Here is a 25,925-nt window from a genome sequence, read left to right on the forward strand (position 1 = left end):
CCTAAGTTGTTCAAGATGAAAACGACCCTTTGTGTTACATCCCCATCATACCAGGATTCATACCACCCATACCACCACCATGGCTATGATTATCTTTTGCTTCTGGTTTGTCAGTAATGACCGCTTCTGTGGTTAAGAACATAATCGCAGCTGAAGCAGCATTTTCCAAAGCTGAACGAACAACTTTTGTAGGATCAATAATTCCAGCTTCAACTAAATCTTCAAAAGTGTCTGTAGCTGCATTATAGCCATAATTACTTTTACCATTTTTTTGTTCTTGCATAATATTATACAAAACTAGTGATCCATCTTTTCCAGCATTAGCTGCAATTTGCTTAATAGGTTCTAAAATTGCAACATCTACAATTTGTGCACCAATCCCTTCCTTGTCATCACCTGACAATTCTTTAAAGACATTACCGGCCAAAGCCAAGGCTAAACCTCCACCTGGAACAACGCCTTCCAAGGTTGCGGCTCGAGTAGCATTCAAAGCATCTTCAATGCGATCCTTTTTTTCTTTCATTTCAGCTTCGGTGGCAGCACCAACTTTAATCACTGCCACACCGCCTGATAGTCGTGCCAAACGTTTTTGTAAATCCGTCTTATCATAATCTGAATCACTTAATTCAACTTCTTTTCTAATCTGCTCCACACGGGCTGCTATCGCTTCTTTGGTTCCTGCTCCATCAACAATAGTTGTATTCTCTTTAGTAGCAGTTACTTTACGAGCCTGACCGAGATCAGTGATTTCAGTATTTTCTAACTTCAAACCAACTTCTTCAGAAATAACTTTTCCACCAGTCAACACTGCAATATCTTCAAGCATAGCTTTACGACGATCACCAAAGCCTGGGGCTTTAATACCAAGGACATTAAAGGTTCCTCGTAGTTTATTTAAAACAAAAGTAGTTAAAGCTTCACCTTCAATTTCATCAGCAATTATAACAATATCTTTGCGGCCTGACTGGGCAATTTTTTCAAGTAACGGCAATACTTCCTGAATGGAACTAATTTTTTTATCTGTTAATAATATATATGGATCAGTCATTTCTGCTTTCATGGCTTCAGTATTGGTAACCATATAATGAGAGACATAACCCTTATCAAACTGCATACCTTCAACCACTTCTTTTTCAACACCAAAAGACTGGCCCTCTTCAATAGTAATCACACCTTCTTTACCAACAGATTCCATGGCTTCGGCAATAATCATTCCAATCTCTTTGTCGTTAGCACTAATCGCACCAACTTGAGCAATTTCTTCTTTAGTAGTTATTTGCTTAGAATTCTTTTTTAAGTGATCCACAATCTCCGCAACTTTCTTTTCAATACCTTGGCGAATTTCAATTGGGCTAATTCCTGAAGACACCAATTTCAAACCTTCGGTAATCATGGCTTGGGCAAGAATTGTAGCAGTGGTTGTTCCGTCGCCAGCTGAGTCATTTGTTTTTGAAGCAACTTCTTTAATCATCTCCGCGCCAATATTTTCAAACTTATCTTCCAATTCAATTTCTTTAGCAACACTGACTCCATCTTTAGTAATTGTCGGGGCACCAAAGCCTTTGTCCAAAACAACATTTCGTCCTTTTGGTCCAAGTGTAACTTTAACTGCATTAGCAAGTTGATCAACGCCACGCTTTAAAGCTGATCGTGCTTCTTCATTAAAAATAATTTGTTTGGCCATAATGTTATAGTTATAAAGTTAATAATGATTTAAAGTTATAATGTTTTCGTATTAATAAAATAAGGTTAAAATTTACTTTATTACATTATAACTTTACAAACTTTCTACTTAAATTTTTTACTCAACTATGAGCATCACATCAGATTCACGAATAACTAAATATTCAACTCCTTCAACTTTAATCTCGTCCGGTGAGTATTTTTTAAACATAACCTTGTCTCCAACTTTAACTTCCATCGGAGCTACTTGTCCATTATCCAAACGCTTACCTGGGCCAGCCGAAATAACTTCACCTTTTTCTGATTTTTCTTTATCAATCGTATCCGGCAAGACAATTCCTGATTTAGTAACTGCTTCATCACTAAAAGGTTTAACAATTAAATAATCTGAGAGTGGTCGTAATGTCATATTGTTTATCATCCCTGCTTAGCTGTTTATAGTCATAAACAAGGAACTGTTAATGAATAAAAAGGTTAAATTTCTAAATTAGCACTCTACTTACTAGACTGCTAAGTATCCCTATTTTAGGTTATGAGAGGCTCTCTGTCAAGAGTCTTTTTGAGGCACTGAAAAACGAGGTGAGACAATAAGACTTACACCAATAATAACTAAAATAATACTCATGATCTGAGGCCAGCGTATATTAAAAATTAAGGGAGTGGGGTCTATTTTTATAAACTCTAAAGCAAATCGTAGTATGCCATATAAGATAAAATAACTACCAACAATAATCTGGTATTTTATACGGCTTCTCAATAAAATTAATAAAAAAATACAGATCACCAAACTGCCAATTGATTCATATAAAAAAGTTGGATGAAAATATAAATACTTATAGTACCCTTCGGGACGATATAATGCCTCAATCGGAATACCCCAGGGTTTACTTGTTGGCACACCAAACAATTCTTGATTAAACCAATTACCCCATCTGCCAATCGCCTGACCAAGCGCGACGGCAGGAGTAAGAACAGCAGCTAATTTCCAAAAATCTAGTTTCTTTTTTTTAATAAATATAATGAGGGCAATAACACCACCAATTAATCCACCATGAATCGCCAACCCTCCATTCCAAAGTTGAAATATTTCTATGGGTGCGTTGATATAATATGAAAAATTTAATCCTATCTCATATATTCGCGCACCAATCAATCCTCCAATAATTAACCAAATTGCTAGATCAAATATTGTTTCACTGGAAATGTTTTTATGTTTGCCAATTTTCACAGCCAGTGCCAAAGCACAACTCATTGCCAAAGCTAAAACAATGCCATACCAATAAATACTTAGTGGTCCAATGCTAATAGCAATTGGGCTTGGTGAGAAAGTATGCAGGAAGTTCATAGAGTAAGTATAGGACAAAATGTTAAAAGTTCATAAGGCTATAATGTTATAAAGATTTATATTTTTTCTTTCCAATTGTATTCTGCCATCCCTCGTCTTCTCTGTCATCCCCGCGAAGACGGGGACCCAGTCTTAATTTTATAACATAAATGTCATTTCCAACCTGTCTCTGTCATCCCCGACTTGATCGGGGATCTCGTGAATAATAGAAAATAAAAAACCTCCCGTGTTGCTTGATGCTCGATGGGAGGTTTTGCCATATCAGGAGGATTTTGGCAACTATTCTAACTGGAAAAAGGCGGGATCAGGCGGTTTATTTGTAAATACAAAAACCGTTCTTGTTCCCGTTGATTGAACTTCAGTAATAAGAAGTGCATCATCAGGATGCTTCTTCTTATATAATGAAGCACTTATACAATCAAGAGTGGTTAACTTACGATTGTATTTTATAAATGCCTTTGGTCCAAGAACTTTTATATTATTCTGGACAAGTGTGTCCGTATCCTCATTGGGAGTTTTATTGAAGATTTCAAAACTCTCAACTTCTGCCAAGCCACAAGGATCATTAGCTGGCCGTGTACATCCTCCAAAAATTAGGAGGCTTAGCAGAAACAGGATAAAACCTATTATTATTGCTACATCAATTTTTTTCAAAATATTCTCCTTTTAGTTTAGATTTGTTTTCAAATTTTTAAAATTTTAAAATAAAAGCCAAAAAAATTGACCTTTACTTATAATAGTATTATATCACATAAACCAAATAAAGTCAACTAACCTGCTGTATATAAGGCTAATATTAGTCTTTATTTAAGTCTAATAACAAAATCTGACTTGGAAAAACGAACTTTTTTCTCTTTAGCCTCAGAGTCTTGGTCTGAACGATAGCCGAGAGCGCAAACAACTCTTGAACGAAGATTATATTTCTTTAAATTTAAAACTTTGTCCAAAACTTCTGACTTAAAACCACCAATCGGTGCCGCGTCAATTCGTAGCAAAGCTGCCGATGCAATTAAAACACCAAGATCAATAAATGCCTGATCGCCAGCCCATTCATCTAATTCTTTATGACTTGTTTCAGTAATAAACGCTCGACGAGCTTTACGCAAATTAGCAACCTGTTCGTTTGATAGTTTTCGTTCTTTGGCGAATAAATCAATAAACGAATCGACAAAAGTAGTTGTAAATTTTCGGTATGTGCAAAAAACCAAAAGATAGGGTGCTTCGATTATTTTCGGTTGATTACATGCCGTATCATAAATTTTTTGACGAACTTTTTTATTATTCGAAATTACCACAATTTTATATGGCATTAAACCGAGAGATGAGGGCGATAGTCTAGCAATTTCTAAGAGCGCCTCAAGATCAGTAGCAGTTAATTTCTTTTTTGGATTAAATCGTTTAACTGCATAACGCCAATTCATGGCGGAGATTATATCTTTTGTAGAAAGTTTCATATTTAAATATTTATACAAACTTGTAACTATACTTAATTCAACGTCTTTTCATTTTGTAAAACCAATGGATTACAACTACGCAATCGATCTTGATGTAATAGAAAACAATCATCACAACAAATAATCTTTACAGATGGTCGGACACTGTCATCACTATAAAATTGTTCAGTTGGAATTTGGCAGTAACTACATTTACTAATAATTTCTCGATCAACACCTTCAACCACCGGAGTAGTCATCCGATTATCAAAGACAAATAACGAACCCTTAAAATGAGAGGTCGGGTATTGTTGCATATAGGTATGAATACCGTCTTTGAGTTGATAGAGATTAGAAAAATTATGACGCTTTAAAAGACAGGTTGCCTTTTCGCAACGAATACCACCAGTACAAACTGCCACTACCTTCTTGTTTTTTAAATCTTCGAGCTTTGGCAAGAGCTCTGTTAAGTCACGAAAATTTCTTAGCTTAGGATCATAGGTTTTCTCAAATTGACCGACTAGAACTTCAAAGTCATTTCGTAAATCAAGCACCACAAAGTCTTCATCTTTGACATACATTTCTTCAAGCTCAGCTGCAGTAATCTCTGGGGCTGTTTCCTTGGCAATATCAAAATCACCGGCCCCAAGTGTTACAATTTCTTTACGAACTTTTATTTTTAACTTCGTAAAAGCTTGGCCAGTACCTTGGCTTTCTTTAATTACTAGATCTTTAAAATCTGGCATGGCATGAAGAGCTGCTTCATATTTTTTTATATTTTCTTCAGTACCTTCAAAGGTTGCATTAATTCCCTCTGTAGCAATGAGCATTCGTCCGCGCAAATCTAAAGACTCACAGAGTGCTCGATGCTCGGTGCGAAATTGTTCTGGGTTTTCTATAGTGATGAATTTATAGAAAAGGATGATGAGGTAGTTTTGCATATCTTCAACTTAAGTATAGCGTATATGATTCTTTTTTAATTCTTTGCGAAGTGCTAGATGATGAGGAATTGTCTGGGCAACTAGTTTCCAAAATTTATCCGAGTGATTAAATTGTCCAAGGTGGCATAGTTCATGCACAATAATATAATCTGATAGTTCTTGTGGGATAAGGGCAATTTTATAATTAAAATTTAAATTACCTTTTCTTGAACAACTACCCCAGCGAGTTTTTTGATTACGAATTGAAATTGAATTGACTTTGAATCGATAGATTACATTATAATGTTCAATTCGTTCATGAGCTAGTTTTCTCGCTTGTTCTTTATATTGCAGGTATTCAGCTTTTGAGTCTTTTACCTTATGAGAATAGCCGAAAGTGGTAAAATAATCAATCCTTTCAAGAATCCATTGAGCTTTGGAAACAATAAACTTTTCAATTGTTCTTGATGAAACAAAACGAGGTGCAGAGACAATAAATGAAGCATCAGGATACACAGCCAGACGAACACGTTTTGAACGAGGGTTGATTTTGAGAGTGTAGGGGATTGTACGGTTGAGGAGGGTGATGGAAGGCATGGGGGATTATTTTTTTATAATATTATATCTACTTTCTAGTTATATACCTACTTATTGTATTGACCCAAGCAATCTTAATGTCCGTTCTTTAACTAAATCGTATTTTTCTTTCTGTTTTGAAAATGAATAGAAGCTCATTGAACCAAGGGCAATTCGAAGTTTATAGCAAAGCAACCGCTCAGCAAAATTTTTTATATTTCTCTGTTCATAATATTTTTCAAGACTCTGTTGTTTTTCTTTATCTTTTAGCCAGAACGTCATCCAGGCAATATCATAAACAAAATCTCCATAAAGTGAATCAGCCCAATCAAATACACCAGTCACTCTTCCATTTTCAGCTGTAACATTATTGCTTCCATAATCTCCATGTACAAGATATCGCTCTTCAGGACAAAATTCTGCGAGCTTTTCCATTTTTTGAAAAATAATCCCCCAAACATCTTTCTCGAGAAAGGAGCTAGTAAAAACATCATTATTTTGAACCCATTTCTGTACTGAAAAAATAAACTCTTTCCAGGAACTATAAGGGGCTATCCCATCGTTACTCCATCTTCCATATCCAGATGAATTATTAATATCAGTGCAGTGGATGGAGTCAAGAATACTTAAAAGATTGGAAAATGTTTTATGATATTCTTCGTCACTAAGCTTGTTAATAGTTTTTCCTTTTACTTTTTTTGAAATAGCAAAATTAAATTTCTCATCAATCTTTCCAATCTCTATAATTTCTGGGATTGGAATATTCTCGGTTTTGAAATGATTATATGCGTAAGCGTCCTTTTCAAAACCACTCGTAGACCACATATTTACACGAATAATATAATCGCCATTACTAGTATGAAAACTGAATGCTTGTGAACTCTCGCCACCAACAATAAACTCTACATGATCAATTAAATCATCAAAGTTCTTTTTGAGATATAAGACTACTTTCTCTTGTTCAATTTTTGCTTTTACAACAGACATAAATTACACTATCAATTTTTCTAAAAATAATATTAACATTGTATAAAAAACTCCAGCTAATAAAACTAGAGCACTACTTCAGTATTTCATTGGCGGAGAGGGCGAGATTCGAACTCGCGATACCTTGCGATATGTCGGTTTTCGAAACCGGTGCTTTCAACCACTCAGCCACCTCTCCAAATTAACCACCCGTAGCCTTGGCGAAGGAGGGTAATCACTATGCCGTTACCTTAGCGAAAACAATACTATATTTCACTTAGATTCCCGCCTGCGCGGGAATGACAGTGAAGGCGGAATGACGGCAGTTAAAGATTTCAACTTCTCAACCTCAGCTTTCTTTATATGCTCCCATTGTCCTTTACGTAATCTCCCAATCGTCACATTTCCAATTCTCACTCGAACTAAACGAGCAACATGAAAACCTAAACGTCTAAACATCCGTCTAATCTGTCTTTTTTTTCCTTGTCGTAATACAACTTCAAACGATCTACCCTTTAAATGTTTTACACGCTCAGCTTTCACAACACCATCTCCCATCCCAATTTCAATTCCGTTTCTAAACTTTTCTTGAATCTCAGCCACTTTAGTTTTTTCTTCTTTTTTATCTTTACCAATATCATGTCCGAGCGTTACGACATACACTTTTTCAACACCAAATTTTGGATGCGTTAATTTATTTGCCAACTCACCATCGTTGGTTAAAAATAACAAGCCTTCACTATCTTTATCAAGTCGTCCAACAATCGTTAACGGCGTTGAATAGCGAACTAATTCCAAAACATTTTTTTCACCTTTGAATGAGCGATTGGTGGAAACATAATCTTCTGGTTTGTTGAGCTTAATATAAACAAAATTATTAATCAAATTTATTTTTTGACCACGAATTCTGACGTCATCATTATCATCAACACGGTCACCAAGCTTAGCCATCTTACCGTTTATTTTTACATTGCCACCTTTAATCAAGGCTTCAGCCTGTCGGCGAGAAGCGACTCCTGCTCCTGATAGAAATTTTTGTAATACTATTTTTGTCATAAATAATTAACTACCTCCTCTGTCATCCCCGACTTGGTCGGGGATCTTGTGAATGATATAAGATATAAATTTACCCAGATCCCTGCCGGAGTTTATCCCGGACTTGACCCGAGACAGGGATGACACTATTTAGAGGACTCTTTATTCAAAGACACAACCCCCATCATCCCCATCATCACCCAAAACATAGCTGCTAAATCATTTTTAAAATAAGGCACATCAACCATACCATGAATCAAGATAACCACCAATGACAAGGTTAACCCAAGCACCACATACATAAAAGGATCATTCTGTTTTTTGGTATATCTATAGGCTCGAACTCCATAATACAAAAAAGTAATGCTAATCCAAAGAAACACTAGTACACCAATCAACCCTAGTTCTGTCCAAAAATTTAAAACAACATTATGAGGATATAAATATATTTCCAGAGGTTGCCAAACTGAATTACGAAACTCTTCATTAAAAACTACTTTCCTTTGATAATCAGGATCACGATAATCTTTCACAAAAATACCTTCTTGATGATATGGCTTGATGGCGGACTGATAACTAGCCAGCCCAGCTCCAGATAATAATCTTCCATCAGATAACATCTGCCAGGTTTCTTTCCATTGAGCTTGGCGAACTTGACCAGAAAAATTTCGCAGCAACACGCGATCAACAATGTAGTGTTGTAGTGGTTGTATAAAAGTAATCATCAAACCACCAGCAATAATTAAACCAAGAGTTAGTACCCGAATTTTTTTCTGACTAAACAACCCAAACAAAACAAAACCAATTGCTAATGCAAATATCGCACCTTCTGACCGCGCAGCTGCCACTGCACCAAGTCCCAACATAATTCCAAAAATAGTTGCCAGATACTGCCATTCATTGGTAATAAATTTTGCACCACTTTTCCAAAGTCGCCCCAAATTTCCGACAAGCAACATTATAATTGGTGCAAGATATAAGCCAACTGCATTTGGAAAAGGGAAAAACGAAGTCGCACGACGGTTGACTGAGCTTGCCCAAAAATCATTAGGTATATAGTGACCGGTTATATATTGATAGATTGCGAAAACAGAAACAGCAACCGTAGACAAACTAAATGAACCAAGTAAACAAATAATTTTTTCTCTTGTTTGGTGTGTATTGATAATAACTATAAATAATAATAGTGGTTCAAAAAAATATGCTCGCCAAATTCCAAAAGCAGCATTACTAAAGCCAGCAACACCAACGGCAATAAATGAAATAATTAACCAGGCTATAATTGCCCATTGAAATGGATACCTATTTTTTTCAGCAGGCAACTTACCTTTAAATAATCCCTTCCAATGTGACACCAACTCAAAACGATTCTTCAAAAACCAAACTACAAACACAATCAAAATCATCACTTCCAGAAAAGTCATTGGAACAACAAAAGTGAAGCGTAATAAATAGAGAGGCAACAACAACACCAACAACTGAACAGCTGTTTCTAATTTTTTCCAAGCTAGTCCGGCAAAGCCAACAGCTAAAATTAATAATAGTATGTATGTCATAAATTTTTACATTGTCATTCCACGTCTTTACTTATGTCATCCCCGATTCCATATGTCATCCCCGATTCCATGTGTCATCCCCGCGTAGGCGGGGACCTCATGAATTACACTATTACTTAGATCTCCCAATATCGCCTTCGGAGATTCGGAAGATGACATATAAAAGTAGCCAAGCTACATAGTGCCTACGCCACCAATAAATATAATCCAATTCCAACAAGTATCACGCCAATTGTCTTTTGTAATATTACTCCACGACCAATCTCTTCATTAATAAAGCGTGGGTATTTTCTCGCTAGTATTATCACAATAAACAACAAAAAGACATACTGAGTTCCTTGTAAGGCATTAATCATTGATACATTGCCCAATGAAATGGCCCAATTTAATAAAATAAAGGCAATAGCCGCCGCAAAGCGAACTCCCAAGAAAAAGGCTAATTGTTTTTTGGTTCGCTTTTGTTTTTGTTCTGAAGATCTAATCATTTGTCGCCAAGCTGGGACTGCTAGAATAATTAAAACCCCAATAAAGCTTCCAAGACGTGACCAGACAAATGCCCCAATAAACGGTTGGTGAGTATGGGAATAAATATATTTAATAAAGACAAAATAAGCTGCAAAACAAGCAGCTGAGATTACAGAGTTTATAAGCAATCGTGAGGTTGGACGAAGTCCGGCATGATATTTTCCAAAAACATTGCCACTAATATTTTTTATTCTCTCCCTAGTTTCTCCAAGTAAATAGACACGCGTTCGTTTTACTGAAATTAAAACTCCACCGGCAATTAATAAGATAAAGGCAATTATTTCTTGAGCAAATAATTTTGTTTCCAAAAAAATCATTGAGAGCAAAAATGAAAAGATTGGTGTCAAGGCTCCAACAATTGGCACAACTCGCGTCGCTTCACTTTGGTGCAAGGCTTTATACCAAAAAACCAATGTAAACAAAAATAATAAACCTGCTGCAACATCAAACGCAAGTTGCCACCAGTCAGGAACCCAAGGATCAAAAAATAACAAAACAAAATTACCAAGACTCCAAATACCTACATAGAATGCATAGACAATTGAAGAGTGAACCTTTTTTGATAACAAAAATTTGTCAGAGATATAGACTCCAGCATTCAAAAGATAAGAAAAAATAGCAACAAGTATGTACATTTAAATATATTCAAAAACTTTTTTGAAATTTAATTTTAATTTATATTATTTTTTACAATCTCAGCATACACTGCTGCACTTGGCCTCGCTGTTCGTTGCCAGGTATTTCTATCAACTGAAAACAATCCAAACTTTTTTGTAAAGCCAAGTGCCCACTCAAAATTATCAAGTAATGACCAATGCATATACCCTCGAACATCGGCGCCTTCAGCAATTGCTTCCTTAATTGATTTTATTACTTCTGTAATATACCAAGCTCGATTTATATCATGTTCATCAGCCAAACCATTTTCTGTAATATAAATTGGTTTCTGATAACGACTTAATTCTTGTATCACTGGTTTAATACCCCAAGGATATAATTCCCAACCCATATCAGATACTCTTTCATTGTCGCCTGGTCGCGGAAAACCATTTTTTAATAAATGGTGAAAATAAAAATTTAAACCAATAAAATCTAAATTATTTTTTACCTTATTTAAAAATGATCGATTCCACCACCATCGAATAACCATAGCTGAAAATTTACTTAAGATATCCTTTGCATCAAAAAAGATATTATCAGTTACAACCCCAACCTGAGCATTTTTATTATATGACTTGATTGTTTGATAACTAACTTGATGCGCTTTAATTAAATGTCGATATACTCGTAGATATAACAAAGGATTTTTTTTCTGTGGCGGAAATGTTCCTTCAATATAGCTTTTACCTACAAAAATATTTGGCTCATTCAAAGTCATCCAAAACGTTACTTCAGGTAATGACTGAACCATTTTTGCTGTATATCGACGAAAACATTCCACAGCTTGTTTGTTTTCCCAGTTACCCTTATCACGTAACCAAAGTGGGTTAGTCCAATGCCACAACGTCACAAAGGGCTCAATGCCTTCTTCTTTTAATCGTTGTATAAAATGACGGTATTTTGCTATAGCCTCATCATCAAATTTACCCTCTTCTGGCTCTACCCGAGACCATTCTATAGAAAACCGATAGGCAGAAGCCTTAATCTGCTTTAAACAGCTAATATCAGCCTCAAAATGGTCCCAGGAGTTGGATGCGAGGCCAGATTGATACTCGCGTGGGTCATGCCCTAAAGCCTCTAATTCAGCAATTCTAGAGGGTGATTTCTCCCATTCAGACCAGTCATTAGTTAGACCTCCTTCTATCTGATATGCGGATGTGGCCGCCCCCCATAGAAACCCTTTTGGAAAATTTTCAATATTATTTTTCATATATTCATAGTATATCACGAACTGCAGGCTTTTTATCAGTGATATCTTGACTAAAACAGATAAATTAGGCTATAAATAAGATATTCTAAATAATTAAAAGCTGATAGTTGTTGGTTGCCAGTTGATTACGAGCATCACCTCACAACTAACTACTAGCAACTACCTATACTACAATATGGTTCAAATGAAAAAGCGCACCAAGAGCGCGACCAATAATCGTCGCTCACACCATGCGCTAAAACCAAAAACTTTAATCAGCTGCCCAAAATGCAAGAAAGCAGTTATGCCACATCGTGCGTGTGCAAACTGTGGTTACTATAAAACTGGAGAAGCAGTTAAAGTTAAAATCGCTAAAAAGAAGTAGAGCTTGTCCTCGTCCCGGTTCAAGTCCGGAATAAACTCGGCGCGGAACTAAAGTTCATAAAGTTATAAGGTTATAAAGTATTAGACTATCCAACTTTTTACATTATAACTTTATTACATTATAACTTTATAACTCATTAATTAATCTCTATGGCCAACCGCCACCTTTCACGAACGATCGCTATGCAAACTTTGTTTGCTTGGGATTTTAATGAACGACAAAATTCTGACATCTCAGAAATCATTCAACAAAATTTTGAGCAGTTTGCGCCAAACTTTGATGATCATGGTTTTGTTGAAGGCTTGGTCAAAGGAGTTATCAAACACCTGGAAGAAATTAATGCCTACATTGTTAAGTATGCAACTGAGTGGCCACTAGACCAAATCACAATTGTTGATCGAAATGTTTTACGTCTTGGTATTTATGAATTAGTTTTTGATCCAAATATTCCTGCGAAAGTTGCCATTAACGAAGCTATTGAAATTGCCAAAGCTTTTGGTGGTGATTCATCAGGCAAGTTTGTGAACGGTGTGCTTGGTGCAATCATGAAAGAAATGCCTGCCAAAGCCGTTGATAAAGAAGGAGCAAAAAAAGAAAAGGAGACTGAAGAAGAAAAACCAAAAGAGTCAGTTCTAGAAACAACTAATTAATTAACATTTTATAATTTTTAATTTTTACATAATTTCTTTTTAGAATTGTTATAAAATTAAACATTACAAAATCATCGATTTTGTGATAAAAGAATTCAGCAAACTACAAGCTACTATTAATTATACTTTTAAGAATCCTGACTTGCTCAAACAAGCCATGGTTCATCGTTCCTATATAAACGAACATCCAGAATTTATTTTGGGACACAATGAACGACTTGAATTTTTAGGTGACGCTGTTTTAGAAATTATAGTAACTGAACATTTATACCACACCTATCCTGACACTCCAGAAGGTGAGCTAACTGATTGGCGTGCTAGTTTAGTCAATGCCAAAATGCTGGCACAAATTGCTCAAGAACTTTCCATTGAAGAAAATTTATATCTGTCACGCGGTGAAGAAAAAGATTCAAACTCTAAAGCTCGACATTATATTTTAGCCAATGCTATGGAAGCTTTGATTGGCTCAATTTATCTTGACGGAGGTCTTGAACCCGCAAAAGTATTTATTCATTCTTTTATCTTGTCACACTTTGAACACATTTTAGAAAATCATTTATACCTTGATCCAAAATCACGCTTTCAAGAAAAAGCACAGGAAGTTGAAAATATTACGCCACATTACAAAGTTATTTCCGAGACCGGTCCTGACCATAATAAAATCTTTGAAGTTGGCTTATACCTTGGAGAAACCATGATTGCCATTGGAAGAGGCTCTTCTAAACAAGAAGCTCAAGTTGATGCCGCTACCCAAGGCTTAACAAATAAGGGCTGGAAATAGCCTTGATTTATTACCTTAAATAGGATAATCTATATACACTGGATATTATAAGAAAATAATTATATGAACCCTGAAATTCTTGAAAAGATTAAAGCAGATCTACTGCAACAACAAAAACAATTAGTTGAAGAAATGTCTGGCATTGGCCAAGGTGTTAATTTACATCGTGGACCGGATATTCCTGACTATGGAACTGAAAGTGATGAAAACGCACAGGAGGTTGAGCAGTATACAACCAACCTTGAAGCAGATAAAGTTCTAGAGAAAACTAAAGCTGATATTGATTCAGCTCTAAAAAGTATTGAAGATGGTAGTTATGGTATTTGTAAATATTGTGGAAATGAAATTGAAGAAAAACGTTTATTGATTCGTCCGTTTTCATCTTCTTGTGTCAGCTGCAAAACCAAGCTTCAACAAAATTAAATATGATAGCGCTCTTGCGCAATAGAATAAGAAACACGGCCTTGATCAGCGCCGTGTTTCTTGTTATTACTGATAGGTTTCTAAAATCATTAGCTCAGATTTATTGGCAAGAAAACCCTCAAGAAATTTTTAATTTTTTACACCTAGGATTTTTTAAAAACCAGTTCATTGCTTTTTCACTTAATACTATTATAAATCCATTATTTTTTATCGTTCCAATTTTAATTATATTACTAGTATATTTTTTCTATACACTAAAAAACCAGCACCTATACGAGGCAACTGGCTTAATGTTTATTCTTGCTGGAGCAATGAGTAATCTTTATGATCGTCTACTCTACGGATATGTAATAGACTATATTGACCTAAGATATTTCACGGTATTTAATGTTGCCGATATGATGATTTGTGGAGGGGTGATGTATCTACTCCATCAAAATGTAAAAAATAATTATTTTTGATTTTCTTCCAAGTAAGAAATAAGATGAGCCACTTGATTATAAAAATATGGTGAACGATTGCTATTTCTTTTTTGGACTTCTTTTAAAGAGTCAATTATGTATCGAATAGAATCTGGATCTTGTGTAGCCAGTTCATTCCATAAAGCTAACTGTAAATTAAAATTTTCTTGTGAGGCTGTTTCACTAATTACGGAATTTGAAAAATCCTGAATCATTCTGTCAATTTTTTTTATTACTTGCTGATAATCTCTACCCTCTTTAATACTTTCTAATTTTTTTTGAGACTTAATAAAAAAACTAACATAACTTTTTTTTAACTTTTCATTTTGCTGTATTGCCAATAAAGGTCTGGCCAACGTTAAAAAATACGCTTCCTTTTCTTGATCACTGCGCGGTCTTGTTAAAGATTTATAGATTCTTAATAAATATTCATCTTCTTTATAAATAATGTCATCTTCTATATATATATCATCTCTTGAGGTACTTTTAGTTTCAATAGATTTTCCAAAATCAATAATATATACCTGATCTAAATTCCCATCAGTGGTGTTACTAAACATAAGATTTCGCTTATGTAAATCTCTATGATAAATTCCGGCTTTATGTAAGACTGGTAAAGCTTTTTCAAGTCGATTTAAAATTTCTGGATTTAAAATAAAGTCAGTTTTACCCAAAAAATTTATTAGTAACTTGTCATTTTGTTTTTCTTTTTGTCTCTGAATATATGCATCTTCTTGATCAGAAATTTGTTGTTGACCTAAACCTATCGCCACTATGCTCTCTAAATTTTTATAGTCCATGGAATCCAATACATCCTGATCTCGATATTCCTTTAAATCAGGGTGACGCTTAATTGTTTCTTTTAAGAGAAAATCAGATAAATCCTGACCCGGGATTAAATCCATTAGTATTATTCCTACTTTATTGTCTTTTAGATATACCTCATCACTTTCAAGTTCCGCACGCAATGTTGGTGAAGTTATTTCTAATTCATTATTGTAATATACTTTGGGGATTGAGACATCAGTTATTCCAGCCTGGAGTAAAGCCTCTCTGGCATTTTTCTGAAGATTACCTTCTTCTACTGCTCGTCGACCATCAATATATACTTTAAGCATTTTAACAGCCAAACGTTTATCAACACCTATTTCATCCAAAACTTCTTCACCAAAGAAATTCTTTAAATCTTCTGAGTCATATTCATTTAAATCAATTAAACCAATGATACCTTCTGCACCTTCGTTAATTCTTTTATAATGAATTAATAAATCTTCTAAATGTCTTTCAAATTCTTTAGATTCTAGATTATTTTCATTGAAATATTTCGAATGTTGATTATCCTGTTCGCCTTCTAAAATTTTTTTCTTTTTTAAAAATGGTAGATGGTCAGAATATTCAAATGACATAAGTATTAAATTATTATTAAGAATTAAATATAATCTCTCTTTGAGCACTAGTTATATGTTTAAAAAAAATCAATATTTTCTTTTTCGGCAAAAAACCCTTCGCCAAATTCGCCCATTCAATAACTACCACACTGTCATTAGACTTAATATAATCCTCAAGACCAATGGCTGTCAATGACGTTGCAGTTCTCACACGATAGGCATCAACATGAACTAAATGTTTTATGGTTGTATGCTTAACAGGATATACTTTCATCACCACAAAGGTTGGACTAGTTATAGCTTTTTTGATCCCCAAGCCTTTAGCCAAGCCTTTAACAAAGGCGGTTTTCCCAGCCCCTAAATCACCAATTAAACCAATTGTCTCCCCACCCTTTAATTTCTTTGCAAAATCAAAAGCAATTTTCTGCGTGGCTTTTTCTGAATGAGAAATTACTTTCATAGGAGTTCTATACTATCATAATATTTTAGAAACTAACTCAACTATATGTGATTGCCTTTAGAAAATCAATGCCTTGACATTAACAAGCTTTATTACTTTTCACTTTACAACATAGTAACCCCTTTTGGGGGTTACTATAGTTTTATACAACACAATTATTATTGAGCATTTTCTGCAAGTGGAATTTCTTCCAATTTTTCGTTATCTATCCCTAAAACTTCTTTACTGGTAACTTCTAGTATATTTTCACTTGTTACTTTATGTTTATAACCAAGCTGGTCAACAAACCAAGTTTGTCCTCTATTTTCAACTTGTAGTAAAAATCTACCAATTAATCTTTGAGCAATCGGAGTTATTGGAGCAGAAGAATTAGACTCAGGAATTTTAGCCAAATCATTATTGGTAATTCCTAAAGATACTTTTCGAAAAAGGTTCAAAGAATTATTTGTATTTACTTCATATCGAACAGCATCATTTGGTGAAACATACCAAACCTTCCCTCTATCTTCAACAGCTAATAATAATTTACTCTTTAATTTTTCTGCTGTAGGACCGGGGGTTATAACTTCTTGATCAACTTTAGTTTCAACAACTTCCTCAACCAAATTCTTATCTGGTTCTACGGGTGATTGATTAATTATAATCTCCTCAGTTTTTAATTCTTCATTTATTAAAATCACAGGGGATGATTCAGTAGATACAACTTCTTGAGTTACTACATTTGATGAAAATGATTCACCACTACCATTTTTCTCAGCAGTATATTCTTTTTCAACCACATCACCGTCTTTAGTATCGGGGTAATCCAGGAATGTTAACGGAGATGAAACTTCCGGAACAACTTGCTTTGTAGAATAACGTCCTGTTCCCAAAGAAGGCTGGGTTTCCACTGTCACAATATAACTATCAAAAGGAACAACATTTATTCCTTGAGAATTAGATAATACATTTTCACCAAGGACATAACTTACACTTGATGCAGCACCATTAGGTATTCTACTCTCCATAGTTATAACTAGAGTCATGCCAGAAATAGCTATATTTTGAATAGGTGGTTCCTCTCCATCAACTTTCACATTAAAGTTGTTTACTGATGGAACAGAATTACTATTTAAAGTTTCATTAAAAGTTAAAGTCACTGTTCTCTCATTTGCAATGGCTGAAGTAATTGAAAAGTCTGAAACAAATGAACCACCATTTGTTCGTATAAAATAAACACTATTATCATATGTAGCTCCAGTGATATCAACCTCCGCCCCATCGGCAGCTTCAACAATCCAAGGACCATTTTGGGTAAAATCTCTACTGGTTGTTAATGAGGCTATATAACGTCTTGTTATTGTTCCATCAACTACTCCAAGATTCTCAGATAAATCGCCGACAAAGACTGCATCACCAGTTACAGTCCCACTATTATAGCCCTCTGAATTAAAAGTAGCATTTCCATCATAGGTGGCTCCATCCATAACTATTAACTGATCAATGGATAAATCAGGAAGTTCTTGGGCCGGTTCAGCCTGTTTATCGTCATAGGAATAATTTCCTATCTCAAGCGGAGAACTATCAACTGAATTGGTAAAATAATATACAATTCCTGGTCTCGGACCATCTCCTCCTTCTCCAAGGTCACCCCAACTCTGTGTTATAAAAATCCAAGAAGAAAATACACAAAGTAAGACCAAAAAAGCCACGCCTAAACGCTCAAAAAATTTATTTAAACGGTTCATATTTTTTTGTTTTTATTTTTTTACCTATTTTTTCAGAAATAGGCATATGTTAAGCCAAATGGCTCATTAATACCTTTATATTAGCACACTTTTAGCAAAAAGTCAATGTTTTAGCCTTTTTTAAACTACTTTTTTCATATTCCTACTATTTTTTGCTTATTTTAACAGTAATTTCAGTATATTTTTCTGATTCTTTGTAAAAAAATACTTTATCAATGCGAGTCACTTGACAAAAATTAATATAGGTGATATTATATAGAGTTAATTTTAAATAACATTTACTTATTATCTACAAATATATCAATATTATGAAAAACTTAATGAAAAACAACGTATTCCATTGGTTTTTAACCTTTGCTTTCACAATGGTCTCGTTAAATATTATGCCGATGTTAGAGTTTTCTAATACTGCTTTAGCAGCCGGAAATAACCTTATTAAAAACCCAAGCTTTGAAACTGAGGTCGATACCTATTGGGATGTTTGGAACGGAAATTCTAATACAAGACGAAATTTCACAATGACCCGTAGTTATGAGGTCCCAGTTGGTTATGGATCTTATTCAGCTGCAATTCAGGGATCTGGGATGCCACAAGATCGATTTGACTATGGAATTATTACTAATAATCAAAACCCAATTGCACTGACTTCTGGAAAAAACTATTCTTTTTCTTTCTACGCCAAAGCACAAAATCCTTCGAATATATCAGTTTATTTTGTTAATGCCCAAAACTATCAAAGCGTAACAATTCCAGTTGAATTTAATATTGATTCAAATTGGAATCAATATCAAGTCATTTTAACACCTACTTACACTGGTGCTGGTGCTTTATCCTTTGCTTTTGGTGATCTAGGTGAAAATGTTATTTTAAACCTTGATGGACTTGATTTATCTGAAAATAATGTCGTTGTTAGCACCTCACAAACAGTTTCTGGATTTATTGGTCAAACAAATAAAACCCTTCGAATAACCAATGGCGGTTCATTAACTACAAATGATGTAAGAATTGAACTCCCATATTTTAATGAACAAACTAATACAATTGAAAGAAAAAAATTTACTCCAACTGCAGTTGCGAACAACACGGTTACTTTTGATATGTTTGCTCAAACCTTCGCTGGAATAGGAAAGATATTTATTTATAACACTGAAGTTGGAACATTTAATTATAATGTTTTAGTAAAAGTTACTGACTTCGCACCAAATCCCGTTATGGTTGATGAAGATTTAACCATATATGGTTCAGGATTTAATCCAAATAATGACCAAACCTTTGTTCTAGTTACTGCAGTTGGTCTTAATGGAAATACCTATGATTTATGGTTAAAGCCACATACTATTGACTCACAATTATCACAAGTAGTAATTAAACTTCCTATTGGTGTTGCAAGTGGCAACCTACGTGTGAAAACATATTTTACAAACATAGCAGGCGTTGGAGTTGAAAATAAATCAACAAGTCTTAAATATAATATTAAGCCTTCAATTTATTCAGTCGCCTGGAGCAAGCCTGGCTATGAACAAGTAGGGGACAAAATTAGTATTAAGGGCAAAGGAATTTCAAAAAGTCCAGTTGTAAATTTTTACGATGATAATGGAAAAATTATTTTTAAGAAAAATGCATCAGTAAAAATTATTGATACAGTTAATAATTATGAAATTATTGAAGTAGCAACACCAGTTACAATGAATAAACTAAAAATTACTGTAAAGGCTGGCTTAATAGAATCAAACCAAGCCGATGCATTAAATTTAACTGCTCGTCCTGTAATAAACTCAATCTCTACAAAAAAGAAAAGAACTGTTTCTCAAACTAGTACTACAATTTCAGCAGCGAAACCAGGTGAGAAAATACGTATTAATGGAAAAGGGTTTAAAACATCTGGACCAGCAAATATTGAAATTCAAACTATAAATGGGGCTGTTATTATACCTGTCTGGACAACCGGCATTGACCCCAATGGAAATTGGGTTGATGTTACTGTCCCACATCTTGCAGTTAGTGGAACAGTAAACGTAGAAATAAATGGGAAAAAATCTAACTCAATTTCTTTAGAAATAATTCCTATTATAGTTTCTACACTTCCTTTAGCCCCTTTTCCAGGAACTGACCTACAAATTTGGACACAAGGAGTTGGCACAAATCTATCCCAAACTACAATCCATTATATTTCTGACAAAAATGAAATTGTTTCTGTAAAACCATCTGCTGTCCGAACTGAAAATGATGCGGTTATTATTACAGCTTTTGTTCCAAAGTCTGTATCCAATAATAGTTCAACTGTTAAAATTCAATATGGAAGTTGGCTTAATGACGAAACGTATAAAGCCTCAACTAAGCCATATATTGATACTGCAGATTTTGACCTTGAAACAAAAATTTTAACTATTAAAGGACACGGATTTTCCTCGGTAATAAAAAATAATAAAATTACCTACATGTATATTGACCATACTGAAGTTAATCCGAAGGTAAAAATGCTTGGCATTACTAATACCAGCGAAGGTCAAGAAATTAAAATTCAAATTTTAGATACGTATCACTATGGATTTATTAAAGTAACTGTTAATGAAGATGTAAGTAATGAAGTAAGTGTTGGCCCAGCAATGATTTCTAGAATTGAACGACGAGTACAATTTGTAAACTCCGTACAAAAAGTTATGGGTGTCTTGTATATTAGCGGAAAAAACTTTGGTCCACGAGGTGGAGTTAAAGTTGGAGATGTGTGGGCAACCACCCACTATAGAACCAACACTTTTATTATTGCTGTTGTTGAAAAAGAACAAATTAGGAATAACCCAGTAATTGTTGCAAAACAATAACATATAGAACCCTGCCTCAAGCAGGGTTCTATTGTTTTCGATTGAGATTGACTTTTGCTTTATTTATTGGTAAGTTTCAGAAAATGGCTTTTTAAAAAATCAAGGAGGAAATAATGAAAGATGAAGAAATAGTCGAAGTTTTACTAAAAAAACCACGAAATTCTGATCTATTTGAAATTTTCAAAGATCTTCCTTTGGACGAAATTTATAAACTACTTAGTAATTCTGATATTCCTATAATAATGTTAACAGATGAAGATATGTCTTTTTCTTGGGATAGACTTTTTGGCAAGAGAAGTAAGGATCAGGTACTTAAACTCATAGATAAGGCCTGTAAAAATGGGGTTATAAAAACTCAAACTCCCTCTGATGAAAATTATTACAATGATTTTGATACAGGCACCAACTATGGCATGTGTACTGAATGCGAAAGTATATTTATCAAGACCTATGATAACGATAATTATTGCCAAAACTGCAGATAGACAAAAAAATTCTAAAAAATACCAAATCAAAATTCCTAAAAATAAAATGAAAGGACAACACAAATGAGCCATCAAGAAACAGTTACAATTCATGTGACAACACTTGGAGAACATCCAAGTACCGACACAATTCTTAGGACTACGCAAATGAGTAGCCAAGCTAATAAAATGGGTAACCAGACTACTGACACAATTCTCATGATTCGCCCGGCCCGCTTTGGGTTTAACACACAAACAGCTGCTACTAACCAGTTTCAAAATACTGGCAACGGACCTTCTTCTGAAAAAATTCAAAAATTGGCATTACGTGAATTCAATGATTTTTACAAACGTCTTGAAGGTGTGGGTATTAAAGTTTTAGTAGAAGATGATACTATAGATCCGGTTAAACCAGACGCCTTATTCCCAAACAACTGGTTTTCAACTCATAGAGGCAACAACAGAGCAGTGTTGGTTATTTATCCAATGCTAGCAGAAAATAGAAGATCTGAAGTAAGAGAGGACATAATTACATCTCTAATTGAAAATTATGGGTATGAAAAGCTAGACCTTCAAGAGTGGTGCAAAAAGAAAAAGTTTTTAGAAGGCACGGGAAGTATTGTTTTTGATAAAAAATTCAAACGTGCCTATGCATCTCTTTCAGAGAGAACAGATGAAAAGCTAGTACTAGCTCTTTGTGAAGAGCTGGGTTTTGTTCCGATGATTTTCAATACTTCAGATAACGGCGAAAGTATTTATCACACCAATGTGATACTATCCATTGGTGAAAACTTTGCTGTATTCTGCCCTGAAGTGATCCCAAATAAAATACAAAGGGACCGAATGTCTAAGTGTCTTCAAACAGGAAGGGAAGTAATTTTTATCAACAAAGAACAAGTAAGAAAGTTTGCCGGAAATATTATTCAACTAAGAAATCTCTCAGGTGAATATGTATTAGTTTTATCAGAAACGGCAATGAAATCTCTTTCTGATGAACAGATCGGCAAACTCTTTGAATTAAATCATCATATTTTGTGTCCAATTATTCCCACAATTGAAACAATTGGGGGAGGAGGGGCACGATGCATGATTGCCGAAATTTTTTAAAAAAGTAGATTTATCCAAAGTGCTACCCCTAGACAGCTTTTAATGGGGTAGCCTTTTTTTTACTCAATTTTTATAAATAAATAACCAAAATAATTTGTATACTATTCTATTGCCAAGAAAATCCTGTGCAAGTATTCCTTATCAATTAAAAACAAAAAATAGACTTTCATCTATTTTTTAGTATTGGTGGGCGCACAAGGATTCGAACCCTGGACCCCCTCGGTGTAAACGAGGTGCTCTAACCAGCTGAGCTATACGCCCTTAATTTAGTTGAAAGTTAATAAAGTTATAATGTTAGGTTTATTTAAAACAAAAACTTCATAAACCTTTCGGCTTTCTACTTTATAACCTTAAGAACCTTAGAACTTTTAAACTACGTAGTGCGGATAGAGGGACTCGAACCCTCACGAGGAAACCCCCACAAGCCCCTCAAGCTTGCGTGTCTACCAGTTCCACCATATCCGCCTATTTCTTTTTAACATCAAACCTTGAGGGATCAATTCGAAACTATAAAAAGATAGCTATTATTTAAGCTACTTTTTTTTCTTTTAATCTCTTATTATAACCAGAACGCAAAAAATATAGTTTGGCACGACGAACCTCAGCTTCTTTCTGAATTTCAATCTTAGTAATTGTTGGCAAATTCAAAGGGTAAATCTTTTCGACACCAACACCATCAGTTACTTTTCGGACAGTAATTGTACCTCCAGCTTCACGACCATGCTTATGAGCAATAATCATTCCGTCAAAGTACTGAACACGCTCTTTTTCTTCACCCTTAGGATTTAATTCCTTAATTTTCTGGTACACACGAATTGTCATACCAGGTCGTAATTCATTTTTGATTTCTTCAAGCGTCTTGTCCGATTTCTTACTTTCGGTCTTTTTCGCCTTTTTCTTAACTGCGGTCATAGGTAAATATAATTAATAAACAATATCAAGATTCTAGAACATTCACACAATCTTGTCAATGGATTATTTTATCAATAATTCCATACTTTTTTGCCTCCTCAGGGTTCATAAATCGGTCCCGATCAGTGTCTTTTTCTATTAAATCAACATTCTGACCAGTATGTTTTGCTAAAATCTTATTTAATTTATCTTTAATTCGTAAAATATGTTCTGAACGAATTTTAATATCAGAGGCCTGACCCTCAAAACCACCCATAACCTGGTGAATCATAATTTCTGAGTTTGGCAAAGCAAATCGCTTTCCTGGTGCCCCGGCAGCTAACAAGGTAGCGCCCATTGAGGCTGCCAAACCAACACAAATTGTGGAAACATCCGCCTTAACATATTGCATAGTGTCATAAATTGCTAAACCAGCTGTTACAGATCCTCCTGGGGAGTTTATATAGAACTTTATGTCTTTATCTCTATTTTCAGCATCCAAAAACAAAAACTGAGCAATAATAATATTAGCAACATGATCTGTCACTGGCTCACCAAGAAATATAATACGATCTTTTAATAATCGTGAGTAAATATCATAGGCCCGTTCATAATTACCGGCCTTTTCAATAACGGTTGGGATTAATGGCATATAATATAAAATTAGAAATAGTAACGTATCTTAATAAAAAAACTAAAAACTAAAATATAATTTAAAACATGGAGACAATGGCACGACAAGTGTCCATACTATAGCAATTTTTGATAAATTTTTCAAGGTTGACGGAATTAATAAATAAGTGTATAGTAAAAAAATTGCTCTTTTTTCAAAAACCTTAAATTTCTGTATACCGTGGAGAATAATAATGTAGTTACTTCGCAACAATGCATTAAATCATTAACAAAGTACTTGTGTAATTCTAATAAAGTTTATTTTAAAAAAAGCCTCAAATTTACATGATTTATGCTCTGCGAATAATAAAATTAATTTAGATTTAAAAAAAACTAAGCCGAATTTTTTTATTGTTAAAAAAGTAATATTTTATTTAATTGAAGAAGATGAGGTTATAATGAACGTCTTCGAATCTAAAGATGAAAAGATACTTGTGATCCCAGTAACAAAAGAAATGTTGGATAAAATTAATAATGAGGTTGGAGTAGATATATTCTCATCTCAATATTTAAAAAAGTAACTGACATTTCAGATTTTGCCACTTCTAGTTTTTAAGGAGTGGCATTTTTTAAAACTTTCTTTCTTTACCAACAATCACTGACAGAGCTTGAGGATAAATAGAAACAGTTGTAACACCACTAACCTCTAAACCACCATCAAGAGTCACGGTATATGGGCCTGATTGTAACTCTATTTGCTTACAGGTGATTGAGGACTGAGAGACATCTTTCTTAAACAAACCATTTTGAATTTTTAAAATATAAGCATTAAGCCGCCCATCTTCAGGTGAAACTCGTGGTCCTCTATAACCATAATCATCCGGTAAAACATTTGCTATTTGAATATTAGTTTGGCCTTCAGCACGAGCAGTAATATTTCCATCAATTACTAAAACTGGATTATGAGCTGTTACTGTTAACTGACTTAAAAATGTAGCACCAGTATTTACTCTTCCAAGGTCAATGCGGACTATTCGACGAGCAGCTAAAATTCGACAAGCATTTTCTGAGTCAATACCTAAAGCATTAGCACAGACACTCCCTTCACCAATTGGAATAATTCCCAAAGGGATATGTGCTTCATTCATCAAACTTGCTACTTGAGTAATCAAACGGTCTCCACCAACTACAATAATAGTTTTAGAAGCTTTTCTCAATTCCTCTCGAACAATTTCTTGCACACGAGTCATTGGTGCCAATCGATAAATTTTTCCACTAATTCCCAAATCAGTTAATCGTGTTTCTAATCGCTCTAATGTTTTTTGATAACGCTTGGCAGCCAATGTGTGATCGTAAATATAGACATTATTCATGGTCGTCGGCTGTCACCTTATTATTATTTTTTACTGCTTTAGTTTCATTTGAGGCAACGTTGCATTTCCCTTTAATAGTTGCACCACGTGCAATTGATAAACTCCCAACTTCCATATCACCCACAATCTTTGCTGAAGCTGTTAACTCCAAATATCCTTCAATTTTAATATTACCTCGCACTTCTCCGCCAATTTTTGCTTCTTGAGCGCTTACATCAGCCACCACAGATGCCTTGTCACCAACTTCAAGAAAACCAGCTGTTGAAATTGTACCCTTAACCTCACCTTCAATAACAATTCCACCTTGGCAAATAAAATTACCTTCAATTTTAACCGAGGGTCCAATAATTGTTTCTACTCCATCTTTTGATACTCCTGAATGGTTTTTGTTAAACATAGAAATATACTTAATAATGATGTAATAAGTATAGAATATATATGAGAAAGTATAAAGGCCAAAATATCTAGCTATTAATTGTCAAAACCCTCACTA

General features: G+C 34.4%; 27 protein-coding genes and 3 tRNA genes. 8 read left to right on the forward strand and 22 right to left on the reverse strand.

All coding sequences use genetic code 11. From position 1 onward, the window contains the following. Positions 1 to 34 precede the first annotated feature (34 nt). The 13 genes from groL to IPN41_00140 all read right to left on the reverse strand — a co-directional run bounded on the left by groL (position 35) and on the right by IPN41_00140 (position 11,909). Positions 35 to 1,684: a chaperonin GroEL gene (gene groL / locus IPN41_00080; protein QQS60377.1), complete on the reverse strand. Its 1,650-nt coding sequence runs from the start codon at positions 1,682 to 1,684 to the stop codon at positions 35 to 37. Positions 1,685 to 1,801: 117 nt separating this feature from the next. Then, on the reverse strand, positions 1,802 to 2,092 hold the full coding sequence (locus tag IPN41_00085; GenBank protein QQS60378.1) for a co-chaperone GroES: 291 nt from the start codon (positions 2,090 to 2,092) through the stop codon (positions 1,802 to 1,804). Positions 2,093 to 2,230: 138 nt separating this feature from the next. Next, positions 2,231 to 3,028 (reverse strand): prolipoprotein diacylglyceryl transferase, encoded by a 798-nt coding sequence (gene lgt / locus IPN41_00090; GenBank protein QQS60379.1) that lies wholly within the window; start codon positions 3,026 to 3,028, stop codon positions 2,231 to 2,233. 279 nt (positions 3,029 to 3,307) lie between these two features. Next, positions 3,308 to 3,682: a hypothetical protein gene (locus IPN41_00095; GenBank protein ID QQS60380.1), complete on the reverse strand. Its 375-nt coding sequence runs from the start codon at positions 3,680 to 3,682 to the stop codon at positions 3,308 to 3,310. Positions 3,683 to 3,831: 149 nt separating this feature from the next. Next, on the reverse strand, positions 3,832 to 4,482 hold the full coding sequence (locus tag IPN41_00100) for a nitroreductase family protein (GenBank protein ID QQS60381.1): 651 nt from the start codon (positions 4,480 to 4,482) through the stop codon (positions 3,832 to 3,834). Between the two features lie 32 nt (positions 4,483 to 4,514). After that, entirely contained in the window at positions 4,515 to 5,402 is an 888-nt protein-coding gene (locus IPN41_00105) for a hypothetical protein (protein QQS60382.1), read from the reverse strand. Between the two features lie 9 nt (positions 5,403 to 5,411). After that, positions 5,412 to 5,978: a M48 family metallopeptidase gene (locus tag IPN41_00110; GenBank protein QQS60383.1), complete on the reverse strand. Its 567-nt coding sequence runs from the start codon at positions 5,976 to 5,978 to the stop codon at positions 5,412 to 5,414. Between the two features lie 51 nt (positions 5,979 to 6,029). Further along, positions 6,030 to 6,944, reverse strand: a complete 915-nt coding sequence (locus IPN41_00115; protein QQS60384.1) for an aminoglycoside phosphotransferase family protein — start codon at positions 6,942 to 6,944, stop codon at positions 6,030 to 6,032. A 90-nt stretch (positions 6,945 to 7,034) separates the two neighbouring features. Continuing rightward, positions 7,035 to 7,122 (reverse strand) — tRNA-Ser (locus IPN41_00120). 74 nt (positions 7,123 to 7,196) lie between these two features. After that, complete coding sequence (locus tag IPN41_00125; protein QQS60385.1) at positions 7,197 to 7,979, reverse strand: rRNA pseudouridine synthase; 783 nt, start codon at positions 7,977 to 7,979, stop codon at positions 7,197 to 7,199. Positions 7,980 to 8,104: 125 nt separating this feature from the next. Beyond that, positions 8,105 to 9,514: an O-antigen ligase family protein gene (locus IPN41_00130; GenBank protein ID QQS60386.1), complete on the reverse strand. Its 1,410-nt coding sequence runs from the start codon at positions 9,512 to 9,514 to the stop codon at positions 8,105 to 8,107. A 185-nt stretch (positions 9,515 to 9,699) separates the two neighbouring features. Beyond that, a complete protein-coding gene (locus IPN41_00135) occupies positions 9,700 to 10,674 on the reverse strand; it encodes an EamA family transporter (protein QQS60387.1) in 975 nt (324 codons plus the stop codon). A gap of 35 nt (positions 10,675 to 10,709) precedes the next feature. After that, complete coding sequence (locus IPN41_00140; protein ID QQS60388.1) at positions 10,710 to 11,909, reverse strand: glycoside hydrolase family 1 protein; 1,200 nt, start codon at positions 11,907 to 11,909, stop codon at positions 10,710 to 10,712. A 175-nt stretch (positions 11,910 to 12,084) separates the two neighbouring features. Here IPN41_00140 and rpmF point away from each other — a divergent pair, with 175 nt between their 5' ends. From rpmF to IPN41_00165, 5 genes are all read left to right on the forward strand, one after another. Then, positions 12,085 to 12,273, forward strand: a complete 189-nt coding sequence (rpmF, locus tag IPN41_00145; protein ID QQS60389.1) for a 50S ribosomal protein L32 — start codon at positions 12,085 to 12,087, stop codon at positions 12,271 to 12,273. 149 nt (positions 12,274 to 12,422) lie between these two features. After that, positions 12,423 to 12,923 carry a transcription antitermination factor NusB gene (nusB, locus tag IPN41_00150; GenBank protein QQS60390.1) on the forward strand — a complete coding sequence of 167 codons (501 nt, stop codon included), beginning with the start codon at positions 12,423 to 12,425 and terminating at the stop codon, positions 12,921 to 12,923. Between the two features lie 82 nt (positions 12,924 to 13,005). Continuing rightward, positions 13,006 to 13,704, forward strand: a complete 699-nt coding sequence (gene rnc, locus IPN41_00155) for a ribonuclease III (protein QQS60391.1) — start codon at positions 13,006 to 13,008, stop codon at positions 13,702 to 13,704. Positions 13,705 to 13,767: 63 nt separating this feature from the next. Then, positions 13,768 to 14,127, forward strand: a complete 360-nt coding sequence (locus tag IPN41_00160; protein QQS60392.1) for a TraR/DksA family transcriptional regulator — start codon at positions 13,768 to 13,770, stop codon at positions 14,125 to 14,127. 2 nt (positions 14,128 to 14,129) lie between these two features. Next, positions 14,130 to 14,588 (forward strand): signal peptidase II, encoded by a 459-nt coding sequence (locus IPN41_00165; GenBank protein ID QQS60393.1) that lies wholly within the window; start codon positions 14,130 to 14,132, stop codon positions 14,586 to 14,588. Here IPN41_00165 and IPN41_00170 read toward each other — a convergent pair. The 3 genes from IPN41_00170 to IPN41_00180 form a co-directional block, all read right to left on the reverse strand. After that, positions 14,579 to 15,994, reverse strand: a complete 1,416-nt coding sequence (locus IPN41_00170; protein QQS60394.1) for a phosphotransferase — start codon at positions 15,992 to 15,994, stop codon at positions 14,579 to 14,581. The genes IPN41_00165 and IPN41_00170 overlap by 10 nt on opposite strands. A 16-nt stretch (positions 15,995 to 16,010) precedes the next feature. Further along, positions 16,011 to 16,436: a tRNA (adenosine(37)-N6)-threonylcarbamoyltransferase complex ATPase subunit type 1 TsaE gene (tsaE, locus tag IPN41_00175; protein ID QQS60395.1), complete on the reverse strand. Its 426-nt coding sequence runs from the start codon at positions 16,434 to 16,436 to the stop codon at positions 16,011 to 16,013. A gap of 158 nt (positions 16,437 to 16,594) precedes the next feature. Next, the gene (locus IPN41_00180) at positions 16,595 to 18,163 is read right to left on the reverse strand and encodes a hypothetical protein (GenBank protein QQS60396.1); all 1,569 of its coding nucleotides are present in this window, start codon (positions 18,161 to 18,163) and stop codon (positions 16,595 to 16,597) included. 308 nt (positions 18,164 to 18,471) lie between these two features. Between IPN41_00180 and IPN41_00185 the strand changes: the two genes are divergently transcribed. The 3 genes from IPN41_00185 (at position 18,472) to IPN41_00195 (ending at position 22,556) form a co-directional block, all read left to right on the forward strand. Next, positions 18,472 to 20,985 carry a carbohydrate binding domain-containing protein gene (locus IPN41_00185; protein QQS60397.1) on the forward strand — a complete coding sequence of 838 codons (2,514 nt, stop codon included), beginning with the start codon at positions 18,472 to 18,474 and terminating at the stop codon, positions 20,983 to 20,985. A gap of 113 nt (positions 20,986 to 21,098) precedes the next feature. Continuing rightward, on the forward strand, positions 21,099 to 21,470 hold the full coding sequence (locus IPN41_00190; GenBank protein ID QQS60398.1) for a hypothetical protein: 372 nt from the start codon (positions 21,099 to 21,101) through the stop codon (positions 21,468 to 21,470). A 63-nt stretch (positions 21,471 to 21,533) separates the two neighbouring features. Next, on the forward strand, positions 21,534 to 22,556 hold the full coding sequence (locus IPN41_00195; protein ID QQS60399.1) for an amidinotransferase: 1,023 nt from the start codon (positions 21,534 to 21,536) through the stop codon (positions 22,554 to 22,556). A gap of 184 nt (positions 22,557 to 22,740) precedes the next feature. On the opposite strand, the gene IPN41_00200 is transcribed toward IPN41_00195, so the two are convergent. The 6 genes from IPN41_00200 to IPN41_00225 all read right to left on the reverse strand — a co-directional run bounded on the left by IPN41_00200 (position 22,741) and on the right by IPN41_00225 (position 25,829). Further along, positions 22,741 to 22,817: transfer RNA gene (locus IPN41_00200), tRNA-Val, on the reverse strand. Positions 22,818 to 22,937: 120 nt separating this feature from the next. Continuing rightward, a tRNA-Leu gene (locus IPN41_00205) sits at positions 22,938 to 23,021 on the reverse strand. A gap of 63 nt (positions 23,022 to 23,084) precedes the next feature. Beyond that, a complete protein-coding gene (locus tag IPN41_00210) occupies positions 23,085 to 23,468 on the reverse strand; it encodes a 50S ribosomal protein L19 (GenBank protein QQS60400.1) in 384 nt (127 codons plus the stop codon). Positions 23,469 to 23,523: 55 nt separating this feature from the next. Next, positions 23,524 to 24,099 (reverse strand): ATP-dependent Clp endopeptidase proteolytic subunit ClpP, encoded by a 576-nt coding sequence (gene clpP / locus IPN41_00215; protein ID QQS60401.1) that lies wholly within the window; start codon positions 24,097 to 24,099, stop codon positions 23,524 to 23,526. A 589-nt stretch (positions 24,100 to 24,688) separates the two neighbouring features. Beyond that, positions 24,689 to 25,432, reverse strand: a complete 744-nt coding sequence (locus tag IPN41_00220; GenBank protein ID QQS60402.1) for a hypothetical protein — start codon at positions 25,430 to 25,432, stop codon at positions 24,689 to 24,691. Next, positions 25,425 to 25,829, reverse strand: a complete 405-nt coding sequence (locus IPN41_00225; protein QQS60403.1) for a polymer-forming cytoskeletal protein — start codon at positions 25,827 to 25,829, stop codon at positions 25,425 to 25,427. Before IPN41_00225 ends, IPN41_00220 begins: the two co-directional genes overlap by 8 nt. Positions 25,830 to 25,925 lie beyond the last annotated feature (96 nt).

This window comes from Candidatus Falkowbacteria bacterium, from assembly GCA_016699775.1.
Taxonomy (GTDB): Bacteria; Patescibacteriota; Patescibacteriia; order Patescibacteriales; family Patescibacteriaceae; genus Patescibacterium; species Patescibacterium danicum.